This window comes from Photobacterium sp. HL06, assembly GCF_059552575.1.
In genome coordinates, this window is sequence record NZ_CM183914.1 from 551,351 (window position 1) to 567,981 (window position 16,631).

Genomic DNA, 16,631 nt, shown 5'->3' on the forward strand with positions numbered 1-16,631 from the left:
GGGACACCATGGAGGGGCTACAGCGCTGTTTTGTCCTTCATACTCGTCCCTATAGTGAGACGAGCCTGATCCTCGATGTATTCAGCGAAGACTCAGGCCGTATCACTATCTTATCGAAAGGAGCGCGGCGAAAGCGCTCCAATCTCAAAGGCGCTTTGCAGCCTTTTACCCCGCTATTTATGAAATGGTCAGGCCGAGGTTCGATGCCGGTGTTGACTCATGCCGAACCGATCAGCATTGGCCTGCCGATGCGAAGCTATATTCTGTATTCCGCGCTGTACGTCAACGAAGTGTTGGCACGGGTACTGGAAAATAGCACGCCTTATCCAACGCTGTTTCTGGATTACTTGAATGTGCTGCGAGAGCTGGCACAAGCGGAGAACCCAGAGCCAGCATTGCGACGCTTTGAGTTGGCACTGCTGCACCACCTAGGCTATGGCATTGATTTTCTTCATTGCGCCGGTAGCGGCCTACCTGTCGAAGATTCCATGACTTACAACTACCGTGAGCAACGGGGCTTTACGGCCTCAATGGTCAAAGGGCAACTGTCGTTTACCGGTAGCCAGCTAAAAGCCATTGCAGCGAGACATTTTGAAACCCCGGATCAACTTCGGGCAGCAAAACGCTTTACACGTATAGCCTTAAAACCGTATCTTGGCGGAAAACCACTAAAAAGCAGGGAATTGTTTATCCCTAGAGGAAGGAGTACCGGAAAATGAACAACATCTTACTCGGCGTGAATATCGATCATATTGCAACATTGCGTAACGCCCGAGGTACTCGATACCCTGATCCGGTTCATGCCGCAGAAGTAGCAGAGCGTGCCGGTGCTGACGGCATCACTATTCACCTGCGTGAAGACCGCCGTCACATCAACGACCGTGATGTTCGTATTCTGCGTGAAACAATCCAGACCCGTATGAACCTGGAAATGGCCGTAACCGATGAGATGGTCAAGATTGCGCTGGAAACCCAGCCTGAATTTGTCTGCCTGGTACCGGAAAAGCGTGAAGAACTAACAACGGAAGGTGGCCTGGATGTGGCTGGCCAGCTTGAAAAAATTAAAGCAGCGACAGCAACACTGACAGATGCTGGCATTAAAGTATCGCTGTTTATTGATGCTGATCGCGAGCAAATTGACGCGGCTGTTGCCTGCGGTGCTCCTTATATCGAACTGCACACCGGCCATTATGCCGATGCAAAGACCGAAGAAGAGCAGCAGGACGAGCTGAAGAGAATTGCCGCCGCAGCAAGCTATGCCGACGATCAGGGCATCAAGGTCAATGCCGGTCACGGCCTGACTTACCACAACGTCAAGCCAATTGCAGCGCTGCCTGAGCTATATGAGCTGAACATTGGCCACTCGATCATTGGCCGTGCAGCCTTTGACGGCCTGCAAAAAGCGGTTGCTGATATGAAGGCCGAAATGCAGGATGCGCGCCGCTAATGGCAATCCTTGGTCTTGGCACTGACATTGCTGATATCGAGCGGGTAGAGAAGGTCTATGCCCGCTCTGGCGATGCGTTTGCCGAGCGGGTATTGTCACCCTCTGAGTTGGCTGTTTTTCATAGCCTGAAGCTCAAAGGGCGCTATCTGGCTAAGCGTTTTGCCGTCAAGGAAGCGGCCTCCAAGGCATTGGGTACAGGTATTGCCTGCGGGGTGACGTTTCATGACTTTAGTGTCAGCAATGATGAGTTGGGCAAGCCAATTCTAAAACTGTCTGGCAAGGCGTCGGAACTCGCACAGGCAATGGGTGCCAACCATGTCCACCTCACGATTGCCGACGAGAAGAAGTATGCGGTCGCGACGGTGATCCTAGAAAGCTAGGCATACGCCTAGCTTTCTAGGAAACGTATAGAGGCTTAGCCTCTGAAGCGTGTGACGCTGCGCTCCGTGAGGCGAAAAAGCGAGAGTTTGTTGACTCTCGCTTTTTTGTTTTTACCGTTTGCGACGCTTCACGCTTCACGCTTCACGCTTCACGCTTCACGCTTCACGCTTCCGCTCTTAATGCCGATACGCCTTTGACGCCTTTACCACATTGTTCATTTCGTCAATCAGCTCATACAGCTCTGGTTCGATATCTTCTGCCGTTGCGTCAGCCTTCAGCGCTGTCTCAATCGTATAGCATAGATTCTTCAGGCGAGGGACACCGCTGTAGGCACAGCTGCCATGCAACTTGTGGATAGGTGGCCATAGCTCAATGTCTTTGCCATCCAAAGCTTCGTTGACCAGCATTTCCACTTCCGGCATATAGTCGAGCAGCATTTGCAGCATGTCTTTGGCCAGCTCTTCCTTGCCAGCCGCTTGCTTGAGGGCCAGATCCCAATCCCAGCTGGTATTGATATTGACTGTCGGTGTGGTGGTTTCCTGCTCAATAATTGACTCCGAAGCGGCAAGCGGATTCGTGTCGGCATCGTGAGGAAGCGTCCATTTCGCTAGAATTTGCTGCAAGATGTGTTCTTCAATAGGTTTGGTCAGGTAGTCATCCATGCCTGCATTGATCAGGCGCTCCCGCTCACCGGCCATGGCATGGGCAGTAACGGCAATCACGGGTGTACTGTGGTTGAGCTCGGTGTTATGGATTGCCTGGCAGGCGGTGACGCCATCCATTTCTGGCATCTGGATATCCATGAAGATCAGATCAAACCCTTTCTGGTGGGCATATTCCACTGCTTTGCGGCCGCCCGTCGCTGTGATCACTGTCTCGACGCGTTCGCTAAGCAGGGCAGAAATCAGTTTCAGGTTGGCAGGATTGTCATCGACCGCCATTACGGTAAGCGGCAGGATGCTTTGGCTTGGCTCTGGTAATAATTGCGGCGCAGGCTCAGAGAGCATGTCGGGTTCGCTGATTAAGGTTTCCAGTAGCTTGCGGTGAGCCAGCGGTTTTGGCAGGCAGGCGGATACTCCGGCGTTGACCAGGCGCTCAGACAATGCCAGCTCGGTTGTTGGCAAGCAAACCATCACTTTGTCGGTGAGCTGTTCTGCCTTGAACACCATATCCAGCAGGCTCGCAATCGGAGGCTGCTCACCCGGCGTCAGGTTGAGCAGCGCAAAATGGTGGTGCTCGGCATCTTCCGGCATTGTCGAGCGGTAAGTGACATGGACGCCAGCCCTAATTAACCGTTGCTGGACTACGGAGGCAGCCTGCATGTTTGGCTCGATCAGCAGTAGCTTCTTGCCGTTCAGTGATGAGGTATCAATGGGCTGGGACACTGGCAGATCGGTTTTGGTCAGACGTAGGCTGAACCAGAATGTTGAGCCCTGGTGAAGGCGGCTGGTCAGGCTGATTTCACCGCCCATTTGGGTGACCAGCTTCTGGGTGATCACCAACCCCAGCCCGGTACCGCCATAACGGCGGGAAATACTGGCATCCGCCTGGCTGAAGGCTTGGAATAGCTGCGCTTGCTGGCGCTCAGAGATGCCGATACCGGTATCACGTACCATAAATTGCAGCTCGACGCTTTCGTCCTTATCGGTTTTCAGCTCTACCGAGACATCAATATTGCCGCGCTCGGTAAATTTCACCGCATTACCAATCAGGTTGGTCAGCACTTGCTGGATGCGCAGCGGATCGCCGATCAGCCCGGTTGGGATCCGGTTGTCAATTTTCAGTGTTAGTTCAAGGCCTTTTTCATGGGCACTTGTTGCCAGCAGTTTCATGACCTCATCCAATGACTCGGTAAAGTCGAACGGGATGTTTTCCAGCAATAGCTTACCGGCTTCCAGTTTTGAGAAATCGAGAATGTCATTAATGATTGTCAGCAGGTTGTTGGCCGACTTCTCAATTGTTTGCAGGTAATCCTGCTGGCTGGTACTGAGGCGGGTTTTCAGCATTTGCCGGGTAAAGCCAATCACCCCGTTCAATGGGGTACGTAGCTCGTGCGACATATTGGCCAGGAACTCTGACTTCACGCGCGCGGCTTCCTGGGCCCGCTTCTTGGCGATATCTAGCTCGACGTTCTGGATCTCCAGCTGCTCTAAGGTTTCACGCAGATCAGAGGTTGCTTGGTCGATACTTTGTTGCATTTCGATGTGGTATTCCGACAACGAGATGGCCATGGCATTGATACCGTTTTTCAGGGTATCGAGCTCACCAAGCAGCTGGCCCTCAATGCGGATATCGAGGTGGCCCCGGCGGATCCGGTCGACCACGCTAACCATATGCGAAATTGGGCGGGTGACATCTTTCATCAGCCGGTAGGCAAACAGGGAAGAGAGTGTCAGGCCAAGCAAGAGCACCATCAGGGCGGTGAATACTTCTTGGTATTGCTGCAGACGCAAGGCACTCAAATCCAGTTCCAGCGCAATGTAGCCCAATGCCTTGGCCTGGTATCCCGGTACCGATATGGAACTGAACTGGCCTTCACTTAAAATCGGGGCGCGAAGAATGAGGGAGTTTTCGTTGAGCCGGGTATCGAGTAGCATCGGGATCGGTTGTTCATCCGGATACATCAATGCTTCAAAATTACGGTGGAAGTTCGAGGTGACAAACAGTTGGTTGCTGGCATCAAAGACGGCGATACTTCGGACTATCTGTGAGTGCTTGCGGTGGGCGTAGCTGATCAGACGGCGAACGGCTTCGCGGTTTTTGTCTGTCATCCCATATTCGGTTGAAATCGCAAGGGGTTCGATGATGCTGGCACCGGTCGAAATCAGCTGATGTTCGAGGTCCCGATAACGGCTCATAGTAAAAAATGCGCTTAATAGCAGGCCAATAATCAGCGTCGGTGCTAATGTCAGGGTGAAGACCCTGGCACGAAGTCCATATTTGGTCATGGTTCTCTTAATTACAAGAATGCGATTCTGTGGGAGAATTGTCGTCCATCTGTGGCCGTTAGCTTAATGAAACTATGGCTATTCGACAATCAACTAATACCAAACTGCCGATAACATCACTCAGTTTGGTTTATCTGTTCCGTGAGTCAAAACACTATGGCACGCTTTTTTAAGCCTCAAAAACGAAAATTAACCGATACCAAGCATAAAGAAATCGTCATCAGCCGCCTGGATCACCTTGGCGCCGGTATTGGTCATATCAACAGAAAACCTGTCTTTGTCGACGGCCTGCTGCCGGGCGAAAAGGCGCTGGTTCAGCTGACCGAAGACAAGAAGCAGTACGCGCGTGCCAAAGTGATTAAGCGTCTTACTGATAGCCAGGCACGTATTAAACCGCATTGTCCGATCTATGACCAGTGTGGCGGCTGTAACTTACAACATTTATCCCATTCCGGACAGGTTGAGGCTAAGCAGCAGGTGTTGAGCGAACTGATGAGCAAGTTTGCAGCGACGGAAACACAGCAGGACTTTACCCAGGCTGAGCCGATTGTTGCGAGTGAGCTACATTACCGCCGCTGCTCCCGGTTCAGTATTAATCCGGGAGGCGGAAAGCTGCAGTTTGGCTTTCGCAAGAAGCAAAGCAAGGAGATTGTTGATGTTGAGCAGTGCCCGGTGCTGGCACAATTATTAAATGAACTTTTACCTCCGCTTCGTAGTCTGTTAATTCAGCTTAAGGGACAGAAGCATCTGGGCCATGTGGAGCTGGTGGAAGCGGATAATGGCCGGGTGGTGTTGATCCGTCACCTACAGCCGTTTAATGACAAAGATATGACCTTGCTGCGTCAGTTTGCCGAACAATACGATGTTATTCTGTATTTAGCCCCAACATCTGATTCAATCGATAGAATTTCAGGTCAGGCTCCGTATTATGAGCTAGATGGTCAGAAGCTGTATTTTTCTCCGAAAGACTTTATTCAGGTCAATCGGGAGGTAAACAAACAGATGGTCCAGCAGGCTCTGGATTGGCTGGAAGTCGAGCCGCAGGATCGGGTGTTGGATTTGTTTTGTGGGTTGGGTAACTTTAGCCTGCCGCTGGCAAAACGAGCAAACACGCTGGTCGGTGTTGAAGGTGTCGATGAGATGGTGCATCGTGCTACCGATAACGCGATGATAAATAAGCAAAATAATGCTGCATTTTACCAGGCAAACCTAGAGCAGGATGTGACTACGATGGTGTGGGCACAAGAGCACTTTAATAAGGTTTTGCTCGATCCGGCGCGTGCTGGTGCTGCCGGTGTCATGCAGCATGTGGTTAATTTGAACCCGGAAAGGGTCGTTTATGTTTCATGCAACCCTGCTACGTTGGCAAGAGATAGCCAGGTATTGCTGAAGCAAGGTTATCAGTTGGAACGCTTGGGGATGTTGGATATGTTCCCGCATACCGGGCACCTAGAGTCTATGGCCCTGTTTACCAAAAAGAGTATGGGCAGCAAAAAATAGTGTTTATTCAACATTAACTGAGAAAAAACAGGATAGAGAAATGGTCGCAGTTCGCGGTGCGCATTTGAAGGAAAATGATACATTTGAGCTTTCATCTTGGGTTGAGAGTTTGCAACAGGACGCCAAAGTGGCGAAACGCATTACGCAAACCTACCAGCGATGTATCGAGTTAACGACAGAGGAAGAGTCAGCGCCGTTACTGCTATGGCGCGGCCGCGAAATGGTGGAGATCCTGGTGACCCTGAGTATGGACCGAGATACTCTGGTTGCCGCTCTGCTATTCCCGTTGGTTGAGGCCGGCGTCTATGATCACGAACTGCTGAAGGAAGATTACAGCAATACGATTTTTCAGATGGTGACTGGCGTTGGCCAGATGGCTGCCATCGGTCAGCTGAATGCAACCACTGAGGGGGCAGCGCAGTCGGCCCAGGTTGATAATATCCGCCGTATGCTGTTGTCGATGGTCGATGATTTCCGCTGCGTGGTGATCAAATTGGCTGAACGTATCTGTAACCTGCGTGAAGTGAAGGACGAGCCGGATGAGGTACGCCGCGCGGCGGCAAAAGAGTGTGCCAATATTTATGCCCCGCTAGCCAACCGCCTTGGGATCGGCCAGCTAAAGTGGGAAATTGAAGATTACGCATTTCGCTATAACCACCCCAATACCTATAAGCAAATTGCCAAACAGTTGTCTGAGCGCCGAATTGACCGTGAGCAATATATCGATCATTTTGTGACAGACTTAGATGAGTCCATGAAAGCGTCACACATCAAAGCTGAAGTTCATGGCCGCCCTAAGCATATCTATAGTATCTGGCGCAAGATGCAGAAAAAGAGCTTGGCCTTCGATGAACTGTTTGATGTGCGTGCGGTACGTATCATTGCTGATCAATTGCAAGATTGTTATGCCGCTCTGGGGGTGGTGCATACCAAGTACCGCCATCTGCCCAAAGAATTTGATGACTATGTAGCGAATCCTAAACCTAACGGTTACCAGTCTATCCATACCGTAGTGCTGGGCCCGGAAGGCCGGACGATTGAAATTCAGATCCGTACCAAGCAGATGCATGAAGAGTCGGAGCTGGGTGTTGCGGCACACTGGAAGTACAAGGAAGGCTCGTCAGGAGGCGCGAAATCGTCGTATGACGAGAAAATAAATTGGCTGCGCAAGCTACTGGCGTGGCAGGAAGAGATGTCAGACTCAGGCGAAATGCTCGACGAGCTACGTAGCCAGGTGTTTGATGACAGGGTTTACGCCTTCACGCCAAAAGGGGACGTGGTTGATTTGCCATTGAATGCGACGCCGCTGGACTTTGCTTACCATATCCATTCAGAGGTCGGCCACCGTTGTATCGGGGCCAAGGTTGAAGGACGTATTGTTCCTTTTACCTACCATCTGCAAATGGGTGAGCAGGTTGAAATCATTACCCAGAAGGAGCCAAACCCGTCGCGTGACTGGCTTAATCCAAACCTGGGTTTTGTGACCTCTAGCCGCGCGCGGGCCAAAGTACATGCCTGGTTCCGCAAGCAGGACCGCGACAAGAATATCGCTGGCGGCCGTGAGATCCTCGAAATAGAGCTAACCAAGATAGGTGCGACACTGAAAGATGCCGAAGCCTATGCCCTGAAGCGTTTTAACGTCAACTCGGCTGATGAGCTGTATGCCGGGGTGGGTAGTGGCGATTTACGAATTAATCAGGTCATTAACCATATTAATGCGTTAGTTAATAAGCCTACGGCGGAAGAAGAAGATCAGCAGCTGCTGGAAAAGCTGGCAGAGGCGAGCAATAAAGCCGAGAGTAAAAAGCCGCAACGTGATGCGGTAGTTGTTGAAGGTGTCGATAACCTGATGACTCACCTTGCACGCTGTTGCCAGCCCATTCCAGGTGATGAAATTATTGGCTTTGTTACACAAGGCCGGGGTATTTCGGTGCACCGTAGTGATTGTGAGCAGCTTGAAGAGCTGCGTCATCATGCCCCAGAGCGAATGATCCACACCGTTTGGGGCGGTGGGTTTGTCGGTAATTACAACATAACAATGCGTGTAACGGCGTCAGAACGAAATGGCTTGATCAAAGATTTGACCAATACGCTGGCAAACGAAAAAGTCAAAGTTGCGGGCATGAAGAGCCGCATCGACTTCAAGAAACAGATGTCGATCATGGACTTTGATTTGGAGTTGACGGATCTTGAAGTATTGAGCCGGGTGCTTAAGCGGGTAGAGCAGGTGAAGGATGTCGCAGAGGCTAAGCGCCTGTACTAGGCTTTGAGAAGCGAGAAGCGAGAAGCGAGAAGCGAGAAGCGAGAAGCGAGAAGCGAGAAGCGAGAAGCGAGAAGCGGGTGGCATAATGCCGCCCGTTTTTTTAACAGAATGAAAGAACACAAGAATGACAACTATGAGTGATAAACAGCAAACATCGATCGAGCAGCTAGTTGAGATCATGGCGACATTGCGGGATCCGGACAAAGGTTGCCCGTGGGATCTCAAGCAGAGCTTTGCCTCTATCGTGCCGCATACCATTGAAGAGGCGTATGAGGTAGCTGATGCGATTGAGCTGCAGGACTGGAATGACGTGCGTGAAGAGCTCGGGGATTTGTTGTTTCAGGTGATCTTCTACAGCCAGCTGGGTAAAGAGCAGGGATTGTTTGAGTTTGATGATGTGGTTGCCGGAATAAATGAAAAGCTGATCCGCCGTCATCCCCATGTCTTCGGTGAGACTGAGTTTGCTGATGATGCGGCAATCAATGCCAACTGGGAGGCAGAGAAAGCCAAAGAACGTGAAGCGAAAGGGGAAGATACCAGTATCTTGGCGAATATCCCCAAAGCCCAGCCAGCACTCACCCGTGCCGATAAAATTCAGAAGCGTTGCGCCAAGCACGGTTTCGACTGGAATACGGTCGGCCCGGTGGTTGAAAAAGTGAAAGAAGAAATTGACGAGGTGATGGAAGAAGTCATCCAAGTGTCACCTGATCAAAGTAAGATCGAAGAAGAAGTGGGTGACTTGTTATTTGCTGTCGTCAATTTGAGCCGCCATCTGAATGTGAAGCCAGAATCGGCCTTGCAGCGGGCCAATAAAAAATTCGAGCGCCGATTTCGCGAAGTTGAAAAAAGTGTGCTAGAACAAGGGAAGCGCTTTGACGATTGTTCGCTGGAAATGCTCGATAGCGAGTGGGACAAGGTAAAACAACGAGAGCGATAGTCGGTGCCAAACCCACCAGTCAGGGCAGGATATCGGCATCCAAAGCGGCATAATAGTCATGCTGTTGGGTATATTTGATTTGAAACAAAAAAAATCGATCAATGCTGTGATAGTTTTCACGTTGTGGCGATAAAGTGTGTCTGGTATACTAATTTCCCGTCCAGAAACACTTTAATCCTCTACACCAATCTTCCAGGTTAAACATGACAACGAATTACATTTTTGTTACGGGCGGGGTCGTATCCTCACTAGGTAAAGGTATTGCTGCAGCATCTCTGGCGGCTATTCTAGAAGCACGTGGTCTAAAAGTGACCATGATGAAACTAGACCCTTACATCAACGTTGATCCAGGCACAATGAGCCCGATTCAGCACGGCGAGGTATTCGTTACGGAAGACGGTGCAGAGACCGATCTTGACTTAGGCCACTACGAGCGTTTCATCCGTACCAAGATGACTAAACGCAATAACTTTACTGCTGGCCGTGTCTATGCGGACGTATTGCGTAAAGAACGTCGTGGTGACTACCTAGGTGCAACGATTCAGGTTATCCCACACATCACGAACGCTATTAAAGAGCGTGTGATTGCTGGTGCAGAAGGCCATGATGTGGCTATCGTGGAAGTGGGCGGCACAGTCGGTGATATCGAATCACTACCGTTCATGGAAGCAATCCGTCAGCTAGCAGTAGAACTCGGTCGCGAGCGTGCAATGTTTATGCACCTGACTCTGGTTCCTTACCTGGCGGCGGCTGGTGAAGTGAAAACTAAGCCAACTCAGCATTCTGTAAAAGAACTACTTTCTATCGGTATTCAGCCAGACATCCTAGTATGTCGTTCTGACCGTAACATTCCTGCTAATGAGCGTGCGAAGATCGCGCTATTCTGTAACGTACAGGAAAAAGCAGTAATCTCAATGAAAGATGTAGATTCCATCTACAAAATTCCACAGCTTATTAAAGCCCAGGGTCTTGATGATCTTGTTTGTCAGCGTTTTGGTATTACAGCACCAGAAGCGAACCTGACTGAGTGGGAACAGGTAATCTACGAAGAAGCCAACCCAACAGCCGAAGTAACCATCGGTATGGTCGGTAAATACATCGAACTACCGGATGCTTACAAGTCAGTGAACGAAGCCTTGAAGCACGCTGGCCTGAAAAACCGTCTGTCAGTGAAAATCAAGTATGTTGATTCTCAAGACGTTGAGTCTAAAGGTGCAGAAGCACTACAAGGCCTAGACGCAATCTTAGTTCCTGGTGGCTTTGGTGGACGTGGTGTTGAAGGTAAGATCCTGACAGCACAATATGCACGTGAAAACAAAATTCCATATCTAGGTATCTGCCTGGGTATGCAGGTGGCATTGATCGAATTTGCACGTAATGTTGCAGGTCTGAAAGATGCGCATTCAACGGAATTTAACGCTGAAACGAAAAACCCAGTGGTTGGTCTAATTACTGAGTGGGTTGACGGCGAAGGTAAAGTTGAAGAGCGTACTGAAAACTCAGATCTTGGCGGTACTATGCGTCTTGGTTCTCAACTATGTCACTTACAAGACGGTTCTAAAGCGCGTGCGCTTTACGGTAACGCAACTATTCATGAGCGTCACCGTCACCGCTACGAAGTTAACAACAACCTGCTGCCGAAACTAGAGAAAGCGGGTCTGAAGATTTCTGGTCTATCTGCAGACAAGAAGCTGGTGGAGATTATTGAGATCCCGAACCACCCATGGTTCGTGGCTGCTCAGTTCCACCCTGAGTTCACCTCAACGCCTCGCGATGGTCACCCATTGTTTGAAGGCTTTGTAAAAGCGGCTGGCGAAAACCAGCGCGGTGAACTGAATAAGTAAGGATTACGGATAGCTGTAGCGGTTATGGCTACAGCTATTTTTTTAGCTTTTAAATTGAAGATAAAGCAAGAGGAAACACAATGTCTAAGATCGTTAAAGTTCTAGGTCGTGAAATCATCGATTCACGTGGTAACCCAACTGTTGAAGCTGAAGTTCACCTAGAAGGCGGTTTCGTAGGTATGGCTGCTGCTCCATCTGGCGCATCAACTGGTTCTCGTGAAGCTCTTGAGCTACGTGACGGCGACAAGTCTCGTTTCCTAGGTAAAGGCGTTCTTAAAGCTGTTGAAGCTGTGAACGGTGCTATCGCTGAAGCGCTTGTTGGTAAAGACGCTAAAGACCAAGCTGCTGTTGATCAGGTAATGCTTGATCTAGACGGTACTGAAAACAAATCTAACTTCGGCGCGAATGCTATCCTAGCTGTTTCTCTAGCGAATGCTAAAGCAGCAGCTGCAGCTAAAGGCATGCCTCTTTACGAGCACATTGCTGAGCTAAACGGCACAGCTGGCGTATTCTCTATGCCTCTACCAATGATGAACATCATCAACGGTGGTGAGCACGCTGATAACAACGTTGACATCCAAGAGTTCATGATCCAGCCAGTTGGCGCGAAAACTCTTAAAGAAGGCCTACGTATCGGCGCTGAAGTATTCCACAACCTAGCTAAAGTTCTTAAGGCGAAAGGCCTAAGCACTGCCGTTGGTGATGAAGGTGGTTTCGCTCCTAACCTAGAATCAAACGCTGCTGCACTAGCTGCAATCAAAGAAGCGGTTGAAGCTGCAGGTTACGTACTAGGTAAAGACGTTACTCTAGCAATGGACTGTGCTGCATCTGAGTTCTACGACAAAGAAGCTGGCAACTACAACATGAAAGGCGAAGGCAAAATCTTCACTTCTGAAGAGTTTAACTTCTACCTACAAGACCTTGCTAACCAGTACCCTATCGTTTCTATCGAAGATGGTCTTGACGAATCAGATTGGGCTGGCTTCAAGCACCAGACTGAGCTAATGGGCGACAAGCTTCAGCTAGTTGGTGACGATCTGTTCGTTACAAACACTAAGATCCTTGCTGAAGGTATCGAGAAAGGCGTAGCTAACTCTATCCTTATCAAGTTCAACCAGATCGGTTCTCTAACTGAAACTCTAGCTGCAATCAAAATGGCTAAAGACGCTGGTTACACGGCTGTTATCTCTCACCGTTCAGGTGAAACTGAAGATGCAACTATCGCTGATCTAGCGGTAGGTACAGCTGCAGGCCAAATCAAGACTGGTTCTATGAGCCGTTCTGACCGTGTTGCTAAGTACAACCAGCTAATTCGTATCGAAGAAGCACTAGGTGAGAAAGCACCTTACAACGGTCTTAAAGAAGTTAAAGGCCAAGCTTAATTATTAGCTTACCTTTAGGGTGAACTTATCACCCTGAATTATTGAACCGCCTCTTCGTGAGGCGGTTTTTTTATGTCCGAATAAATAATGAGTTTGGTATTAGGCGCTAGTCACACCTTGCGCTTTATGGGATTATTAGCGTATACCAAACTGAACAATTATCTGGCCTATCAGCGAGCTTGAAAAGGTTCAGATACAAGGCGCTTGATTGTAGGTGTATTCATATCCACCAAAATCGAGCAACACAGTATTGAGCCTTTGCAACTCGCCCTTCGGGAGCGTGACAGCCGCTCGATATCAGCCCCAAATTACTTTGATGTAGAACCACTATATCTTCATCAATTTGGATTGCTCTCAATCGGCTGGCATCGCTCTGATTGGATCAGATAATTATTCTGTTTGGTATAACTGCAATTTCATTAACTAAAAGCGTTATTTTGTTTGGCATAATTGAGTGCTTTTAGTTAGGCAAATTGTCCGGAAATTGAACTAATTATATGAAATACGGGGAGTTGCATGCGCTTGTTAACTGTCTCGCTGCTGGCGGTACTGTGTTGGCTTCAGTATGATTTCTGGCTTGGTAAAAACGGCATGATGGATTATTTGGCGGCAAAAGGTAATGTGGCCATTCAGCAACAGGCCAATGCAGAGCTTGTACAGCGGAACCAGCAAATGTATGCCGAAATCCATGATCTGCACCAAGGTCAGGAAGCGGTTGAAGAGCGTGCGCGCAACGAGCTCGGGATGATAAAACCGGGAGAAACCTTCTTTCGTATTGTCGGTGACTAAGGCCAACATTGCCTGTGCTCTTGTGCATAGGCATAGGCATAGGCACTTGCAATTGGTATCACTTTAACTCTGAACGAAAAACACCTTACTCATGACCGATAAGATCACCGCAGTTGTACCTGCTGCTGGAGTCGGTAGCCGAATGGCGGCAGACCGTCCGAAGCAATATCTGCAGATTGCAGGAAAGACAATTTTAGAACACACCATCGATCGGCTGTTTTGCCACCCGGCGGTACAGCGGGTGATTATTGCGATCAGCAATACCGACCCTTATTTCTCGGCTTTGCCATTGGCCGCTGATCCGCGAATTACCGTTGTCGACGGCGGGGCTGAGCGAGCTGATTCTGTTTTTGCCGGCCTGGCTGCCATTGACGATGACAATAGCTGGGTGCTTGTGCATGATGCTGCGCGCCCTTGTTTGCAGCTACTTGACCTGGAGCGGCTGATCACAACAGCGACCCAGAGTAAATGTGGAGCGATTTTAGCTGCGCCGGTACGAGATACCATGAAACGCGGCAATGGTCGGCAGGGTATTGCTGAAACGGTGGATCGCAGTGACCTTTGGCATGCTTTGACGCCACAGATGTTCAGAGTGAAGCAACTACGCGATTCGCTTCAGCATGCCCTTGAACAAGGTGCAGTGATCACCGATGAGGCGTCTGCCCTTGAGTTTTGTGGTTTTGTACCTCAACTTGTGCAAGGACGGGCTGATAACCTGAAAGTCACCCAGCCTGAAGACTTGGCTCTGGCCGAATTTTATCTACAACAACTAATAAAGGATTAGCCATGATGCGAATTGGGCACGGTTTTGATGTACACAAATTTGGTGGTGAAGGGCCGGTGATCATTGGTGGCGTGGTTATTCCCTATGAACAGGGGCTGATTGCACACTCTGATGGGGATGTGGCTTTGCATGCTGTATGCGATGCGCTGCTTGGGGCTATCGGTGCCGGTGATATCGGCCGCCATTTCCCGGATACCGACGCAGAATGGAAAGGGGCTGATAGCCGTTTTCTGCTGCGGGATGTCTATAGTAAAGTGAAGGACAAGGGTTATCGCTTGGGTAACCTGGATGTCACTATTATTGCTCAGGCACCAAAAATGGCACCACACATTGATGCGATGTGCCAGGCGATTGCCGATGATCTGGAAACAGATGTTGATAATATTAATGTAAAGGCGACAACTTCAGAACGATTGGGTTTTACCGGACGTAAGGAAGGTATTGCTTGTGAGGCTGTGGTCCTGATCAGCAAACAATAAATTTTTTCCTGCCGCCACTTTCTCATCTTGAATTGCGGCAGGTTTCGCAGCGAGTTGTTGCTGCCAACAAACGGTGTATATATGTCTAACGTAATGGACAATTTTAACTGGTTATACGGTAAACCTGCTTGCCAGGGACGAATCAAAGTCCTGCCTGAACATTTTGTCGTAAAAGAAAATTTAGGCTTTGATTTCGCCGGTACCGGTGAACATTTCATGGTGAAAATCCGCAAGACGGGTGAAAACACCAAATATGTTGTGAATGAACTGGCAAAAGCGTGCGGGGTTAAATCTCGCGACGTTAGCTGGGCGGGCCTGAAAGACCGCCATGCTGTTACCGAACAATGGTTAAGTGTTCATCTGCCAGGCAAGCCTGATCCTGATTTAGCACAATTCGTCGCTGATCACCCTGGGGTAGAAGTACTGGAAACCGCCCGTCATGATAAAAAGCTAAGACCGGGCGATCTTGCCGGTAACTGGTTCCAGCTGCGCCTGACGGAATTAGACCAGCCACAAGATGTGCTTACCCGTTTAGAGCAAGTTAAGCAGCAGGGTGTCCCAAATTATTTCGGCGAACAGCGTTTTGGCCATAATGGGAACAATGTGGTGAAAGCACGCAGCTGGGGCAACGATGAATTCCGCGTGCGTGACAAGAGCAAGCGCAGCTTCTATTTATCTGCGGCACGTTCTTGGTTGTTTAACCTGGTGCTCTCAAACCGTATTGAGCAAGGTAAAGTACAGACACTGCTCGCGGGTGATAGCTTGCAGCATAACGGCGAAGAGCAGAGCTTCATTGCAGAAGCTGTGACGGCTGAGCTACAAGAGCAAGTCGACAATGGCCAGATTGCTATCACCGCGCCGATGATGGGTGATAACGCGCTGCCGACAACCGCCGATGCTGAAGTCTTTGAGATGGCTATTGTTGAGCAGGAGCCTTTGCTGCTAAAACTGATCCGCGACAACCGGATGCGCCATGAGCGCCGCTCGTTATTGTTGAAGCCCCAGCAGATGGTGTGGCAGCAGGAAGAGAGTGATCTGGTTGTGTCATTTGCGCTGCCAGCGGGCTGTTTTGCTACAGCGGTTGTGCGTGAACTAATGATTGAGCGTGAGCTAGAGGATGGCGACCATGCGAATTCTGATCAGTAATGATGACGGCATTTTTGCCGAGGGGATCAATACGCTGGCTGTGGCATTGGAAGAGCTTGGCGAAGTGACGGTAGTGGCTCCGGATCGTAACCGTTCCGGAGCATCGAATTCCCTCACTTTAGATAACCCATTACGAATTCGCGAGGAAGGCGAAGGCCGGGTCTCGGTAGAAGGAACGCCGACAGACTGTGTTCACTTTGCGCTCAATGAATGGCTGGATTATCGTCCAGATATTGTTGTCGCGGGTATTAACCATGGTGCAAACCTGGGTGATGACGTGCTGTATTCCGGAACGGTTGCGGCGGCAACAGAAGGGCATTTCCTCGGCGTGCCGGCGATTGCCGTGTCATTGGTCGGCTCGAAGCATTTCGCGACTGCGGCCCTGGTGGTCAAAGATATTGTCGAAAAACTCGCAAAGCAGCCGCTGCCTAACAATAAGATATTGAATATCAATGTACCGGATGTGCCGCTTTCTAAGTTAGGTGACTGGCAGGTGACTCGCCTAGGTGCCCGTCACCGAGCCGAAGAAATGGAAAAAGCCGTCGATCCGCGTGGTAAGGCGATATACTGGCTGGGCCCTCCCGGCGCTTGCCAGGATGCAGGGCCGGGTACTGACTTTTATGCGATAGAGCACAATCATGTATCAATCACACCTTTGCAGGTTGATTTAACGGCGCATGATGCGATTAATGGCATTGAACAATGGCTAAAACAAGTGGAGACAAATTAAG

14 protein-coding genes are annotated in these 16,631 nt (G+C 49.8%); 13 read left to right on the forward strand and 1 reads right to left on the reverse strand.

Going from position 1 to position 16,631, the window contains the following annotated elements:
• Nucleotides 1-8 precede the first annotated feature (8 nt).
• The 3 genes from recO to acpS are packed head-to-tail and all read left to right on the forward strand — an operon-like array spanning nt 9 to nt 1,827.
• Entirely contained in the window at nt 9-719 is a 711-nt protein-coding gene (gene recO, locus AC51G0_RS02735; RefSeq protein WP_496300584.1) for a DNA repair protein RecO, read from the forward strand.
• Nucleotides 716-1,447 (forward strand): pyridoxine 5'-phosphate synthase, encoded by a 732-nt coding sequence (pdxJ, locus tag AC51G0_RS02740; protein ID WP_496300585.1) that lies wholly within the window; start codon nt 716-718, stop codon nt 1,445-1,447. Before recO ends, pdxJ begins: the two co-directional genes overlap by 4 nt.
• Nucleotides 1,447-1,827 carry a holo-ACP synthase gene (gene acpS / locus AC51G0_RS02745; RefSeq protein ID WP_496300586.1) on the forward strand — a complete coding sequence of 127 codons (381 nt, stop codon included), beginning with the start codon at nt 1,447-1,449 and terminating at the stop codon, nt 1,825-1,827. Before pdxJ ends, acpS begins: the two co-directional genes overlap by 1 nt.
• Nucleotides 1,828-2,004: 177 nt before the next feature.
• Here the strand turns inward: acpS and barA are convergent, their stop codons facing one another.
• On the reverse strand, nt 2,005-4,776 hold the full coding sequence (barA, locus tag AC51G0_RS02750) for a two-component sensor histidine kinase BarA (RefSeq protein WP_496300587.1): 2,772 nt from the start codon (nt 4,774-4,776) through the stop codon (nt 2,005-2,007).
• A 156-nt stretch (nt 4,777-4,932) separates the two neighbouring features.
• On the opposite strand from barA, the gene rlmD reads away from it, so the two are divergent.
• The 10 genes from rlmD to surE all read left to right on the forward strand — a co-directional run bounded on the left by rlmD (nt 4,933) and on the right by surE (nt 16,630).
• A complete protein-coding gene (rlmD, locus tag AC51G0_RS02755) occupies nt 4,933-6,276 on the forward strand; it encodes a 23S rRNA (uracil(1939)-C(5))-methyltransferase RlmD (protein ID WP_496300588.1) in 1,344 nt (447 codons plus the stop codon).
• Nucleotides 6,277-6,316: 40 nt separating this feature from the next.
• Nucleotides 6,317-8,539: a GTP diphosphokinase gene (relA, locus tag AC51G0_RS02760; RefSeq protein ID WP_496300589.1), complete on the forward strand. Its 2,223-nt coding sequence runs from the start codon at nt 6,317-6,319 to the stop codon at nt 8,537-8,539.
• A 133-nt stretch (nt 8,540-8,672) separates the two neighbouring features.
• Nucleotides 8,673-9,476: a nucleoside triphosphate pyrophosphohydrolase gene (gene mazG, locus AC51G0_RS02765; protein ID WP_496301851.1), complete on the forward strand. Its 804-nt coding sequence runs from the start codon at nt 8,673-8,675 to the stop codon at nt 9,474-9,476.
• Nucleotides 9,477-9,679: 203 nt separating this feature from the next.
• Nucleotides 9,680-11,320, forward strand: a complete 1,641-nt coding sequence (gene pyrG, locus AC51G0_RS02770) for a CTP synthase (RefSeq protein ID WP_496300590.1) — start codon at nt 9,680-9,682, stop codon at nt 11,318-11,320.
• A gap of 80 nt (nt 11,321-11,400) precedes the next feature.
• Entirely contained in the window at nt 11,401-12,702 is a 1,302-nt protein-coding gene (gene eno / locus AC51G0_RS02775; RefSeq protein ID WP_496300591.1) for a phosphopyruvate hydratase, read from the forward strand.
• 516 nt (nt 12,703-13,218) lie between these two features.
• Nucleotides 13,219-13,491 (forward strand): cell division protein FtsB, encoded by a 273-nt coding sequence (gene ftsB / locus AC51G0_RS02780; RefSeq protein ID WP_496300592.1) that lies wholly within the window; start codon nt 13,219-13,221, stop codon nt 13,489-13,491.
• A gap of 91 nt (nt 13,492-13,582) precedes the next feature.
• Entirely contained in the window at nt 13,583-14,275 is a 693-nt protein-coding gene (gene ispD, locus AC51G0_RS02785; RefSeq protein ID WP_496300593.1) for a 2-C-methyl-D-erythritol 4-phosphate cytidylyltransferase, read from the forward strand.
• A 5-nt stretch (nt 14,276-14,280) separates the two neighbouring features.
• On the forward strand, nt 14,281-14,754 hold the full coding sequence (gene ispF, locus AC51G0_RS02790; RefSeq protein ID WP_496301852.1) for a 2-C-methyl-D-erythritol 2,4-cyclodiphosphate synthase: 474 nt from the start codon (nt 14,281-14,283) through the stop codon (nt 14,752-14,754).
• 81 nt (nt 14,755-14,835) lie between these two features.
• Nucleotides 14,836-15,900, forward strand: coding sequence for a tRNA pseudouridine(13) synthase TruD (gene truD, locus AC51G0_RS02795; RefSeq protein ID WP_496300594.1), 1,065 nt, complete (start codon nt 14,836-14,838; stop codon nt 15,898-15,900).
• On the forward strand, nt 15,881-16,630 hold the full coding sequence (gene surE, locus AC51G0_RS02800) for a 5'/3'-nucleotidase SurE (RefSeq protein WP_496300595.1): 750 nt from the start codon (nt 15,881-15,883) through the stop codon (nt 16,628-16,630). Before truD ends, surE begins: the two co-directional genes overlap by 20 nt.
• Nucleotide 16,631: the final 1 nt, after the last annotated feature.

Excerpts from the sequence above, each read along its gene's own strand:
- recO (WP_496300584.1), top strand. The coding sequence starts at position 9 with ATGGAGGGGCTACAGCGCTGTTTTGTCCTTCATACTCGTCCCTATAGT.
- pdxJ (WP_496300585.1), top strand. The coding sequence starts at position 716 with ATGAACAACATCTTACTCGGCGTGAATATCGATCATATTGCAACATTG.
- acpS (WP_496300586.1), top strand. The coding sequence starts at position 1,447 with ATGGCAATCCTTGGTCTTGGCACTGACATTGCTGATATCGAGCGGGTA.
- barA (WP_496300587.1), bottom strand. The coding sequence starts at position 4,776 with ATGACCAAATATGGACTTCGTGCCAGGGTCTTCACCCTGACATTAGCA.
- rlmD (WP_496300588.1), top strand. The coding sequence starts at position 4,933 with ATGGCACGCTTTTTTAAGCCTCAAAAACGAAAATTAACCGATACCAAG.
- relA (WP_496300589.1), top strand. The coding sequence starts at position 6,317 with ATGGTCGCAGTTCGCGGTGCGCATTTGAAGGAAAATGATACATTTGAG.
- mazG (WP_496301851.1), top strand. The coding sequence starts at position 8,673 with ATGAGTGATAAACAGCAAACATCGATCGAGCAGCTAGTTGAGATCATG.
- pyrG (WP_496300590.1), top strand. The coding sequence starts at position 9,680 with ATGACAACGAATTACATTTTTGTTACGGGCGGGGTCGTATCCTCACTA.
- eno (WP_496300591.1), top strand. The coding sequence starts at position 11,401 with ATGTCTAAGATCGTTAAAGTTCTAGGTCGTGAAATCATCGATTCACGT.
- ftsB (WP_496300592.1), top strand. The coding sequence starts at position 13,219 with ATGCGCTTGTTAACTGTCTCGCTGCTGGCGGTACTGTGTTGGCTTCAG.
- ispD (WP_496300593.1), top strand. The coding sequence starts at position 13,583 with ATGACCGATAAGATCACCGCAGTTGTACCTGCTGCTGGAGTCGGTAGC.
- ispF (WP_496301852.1), top strand. The coding sequence starts at position 14,281 with ATGCGAATTGGGCACGGTTTTGATGTACACAAATTTGGTGGTGAAGGG.
- truD (WP_496300594.1), top strand. The coding sequence starts at position 14,836 with ATGTCTAACGTAATGGACAATTTTAACTGGTTATACGGTAAACCTGCT.
- surE (WP_496300595.1), top strand. The coding sequence starts at position 15,881 with ATGCGAATTCTGATCAGTAATGATGACGGCATTTTTGCCGAGGGGATC.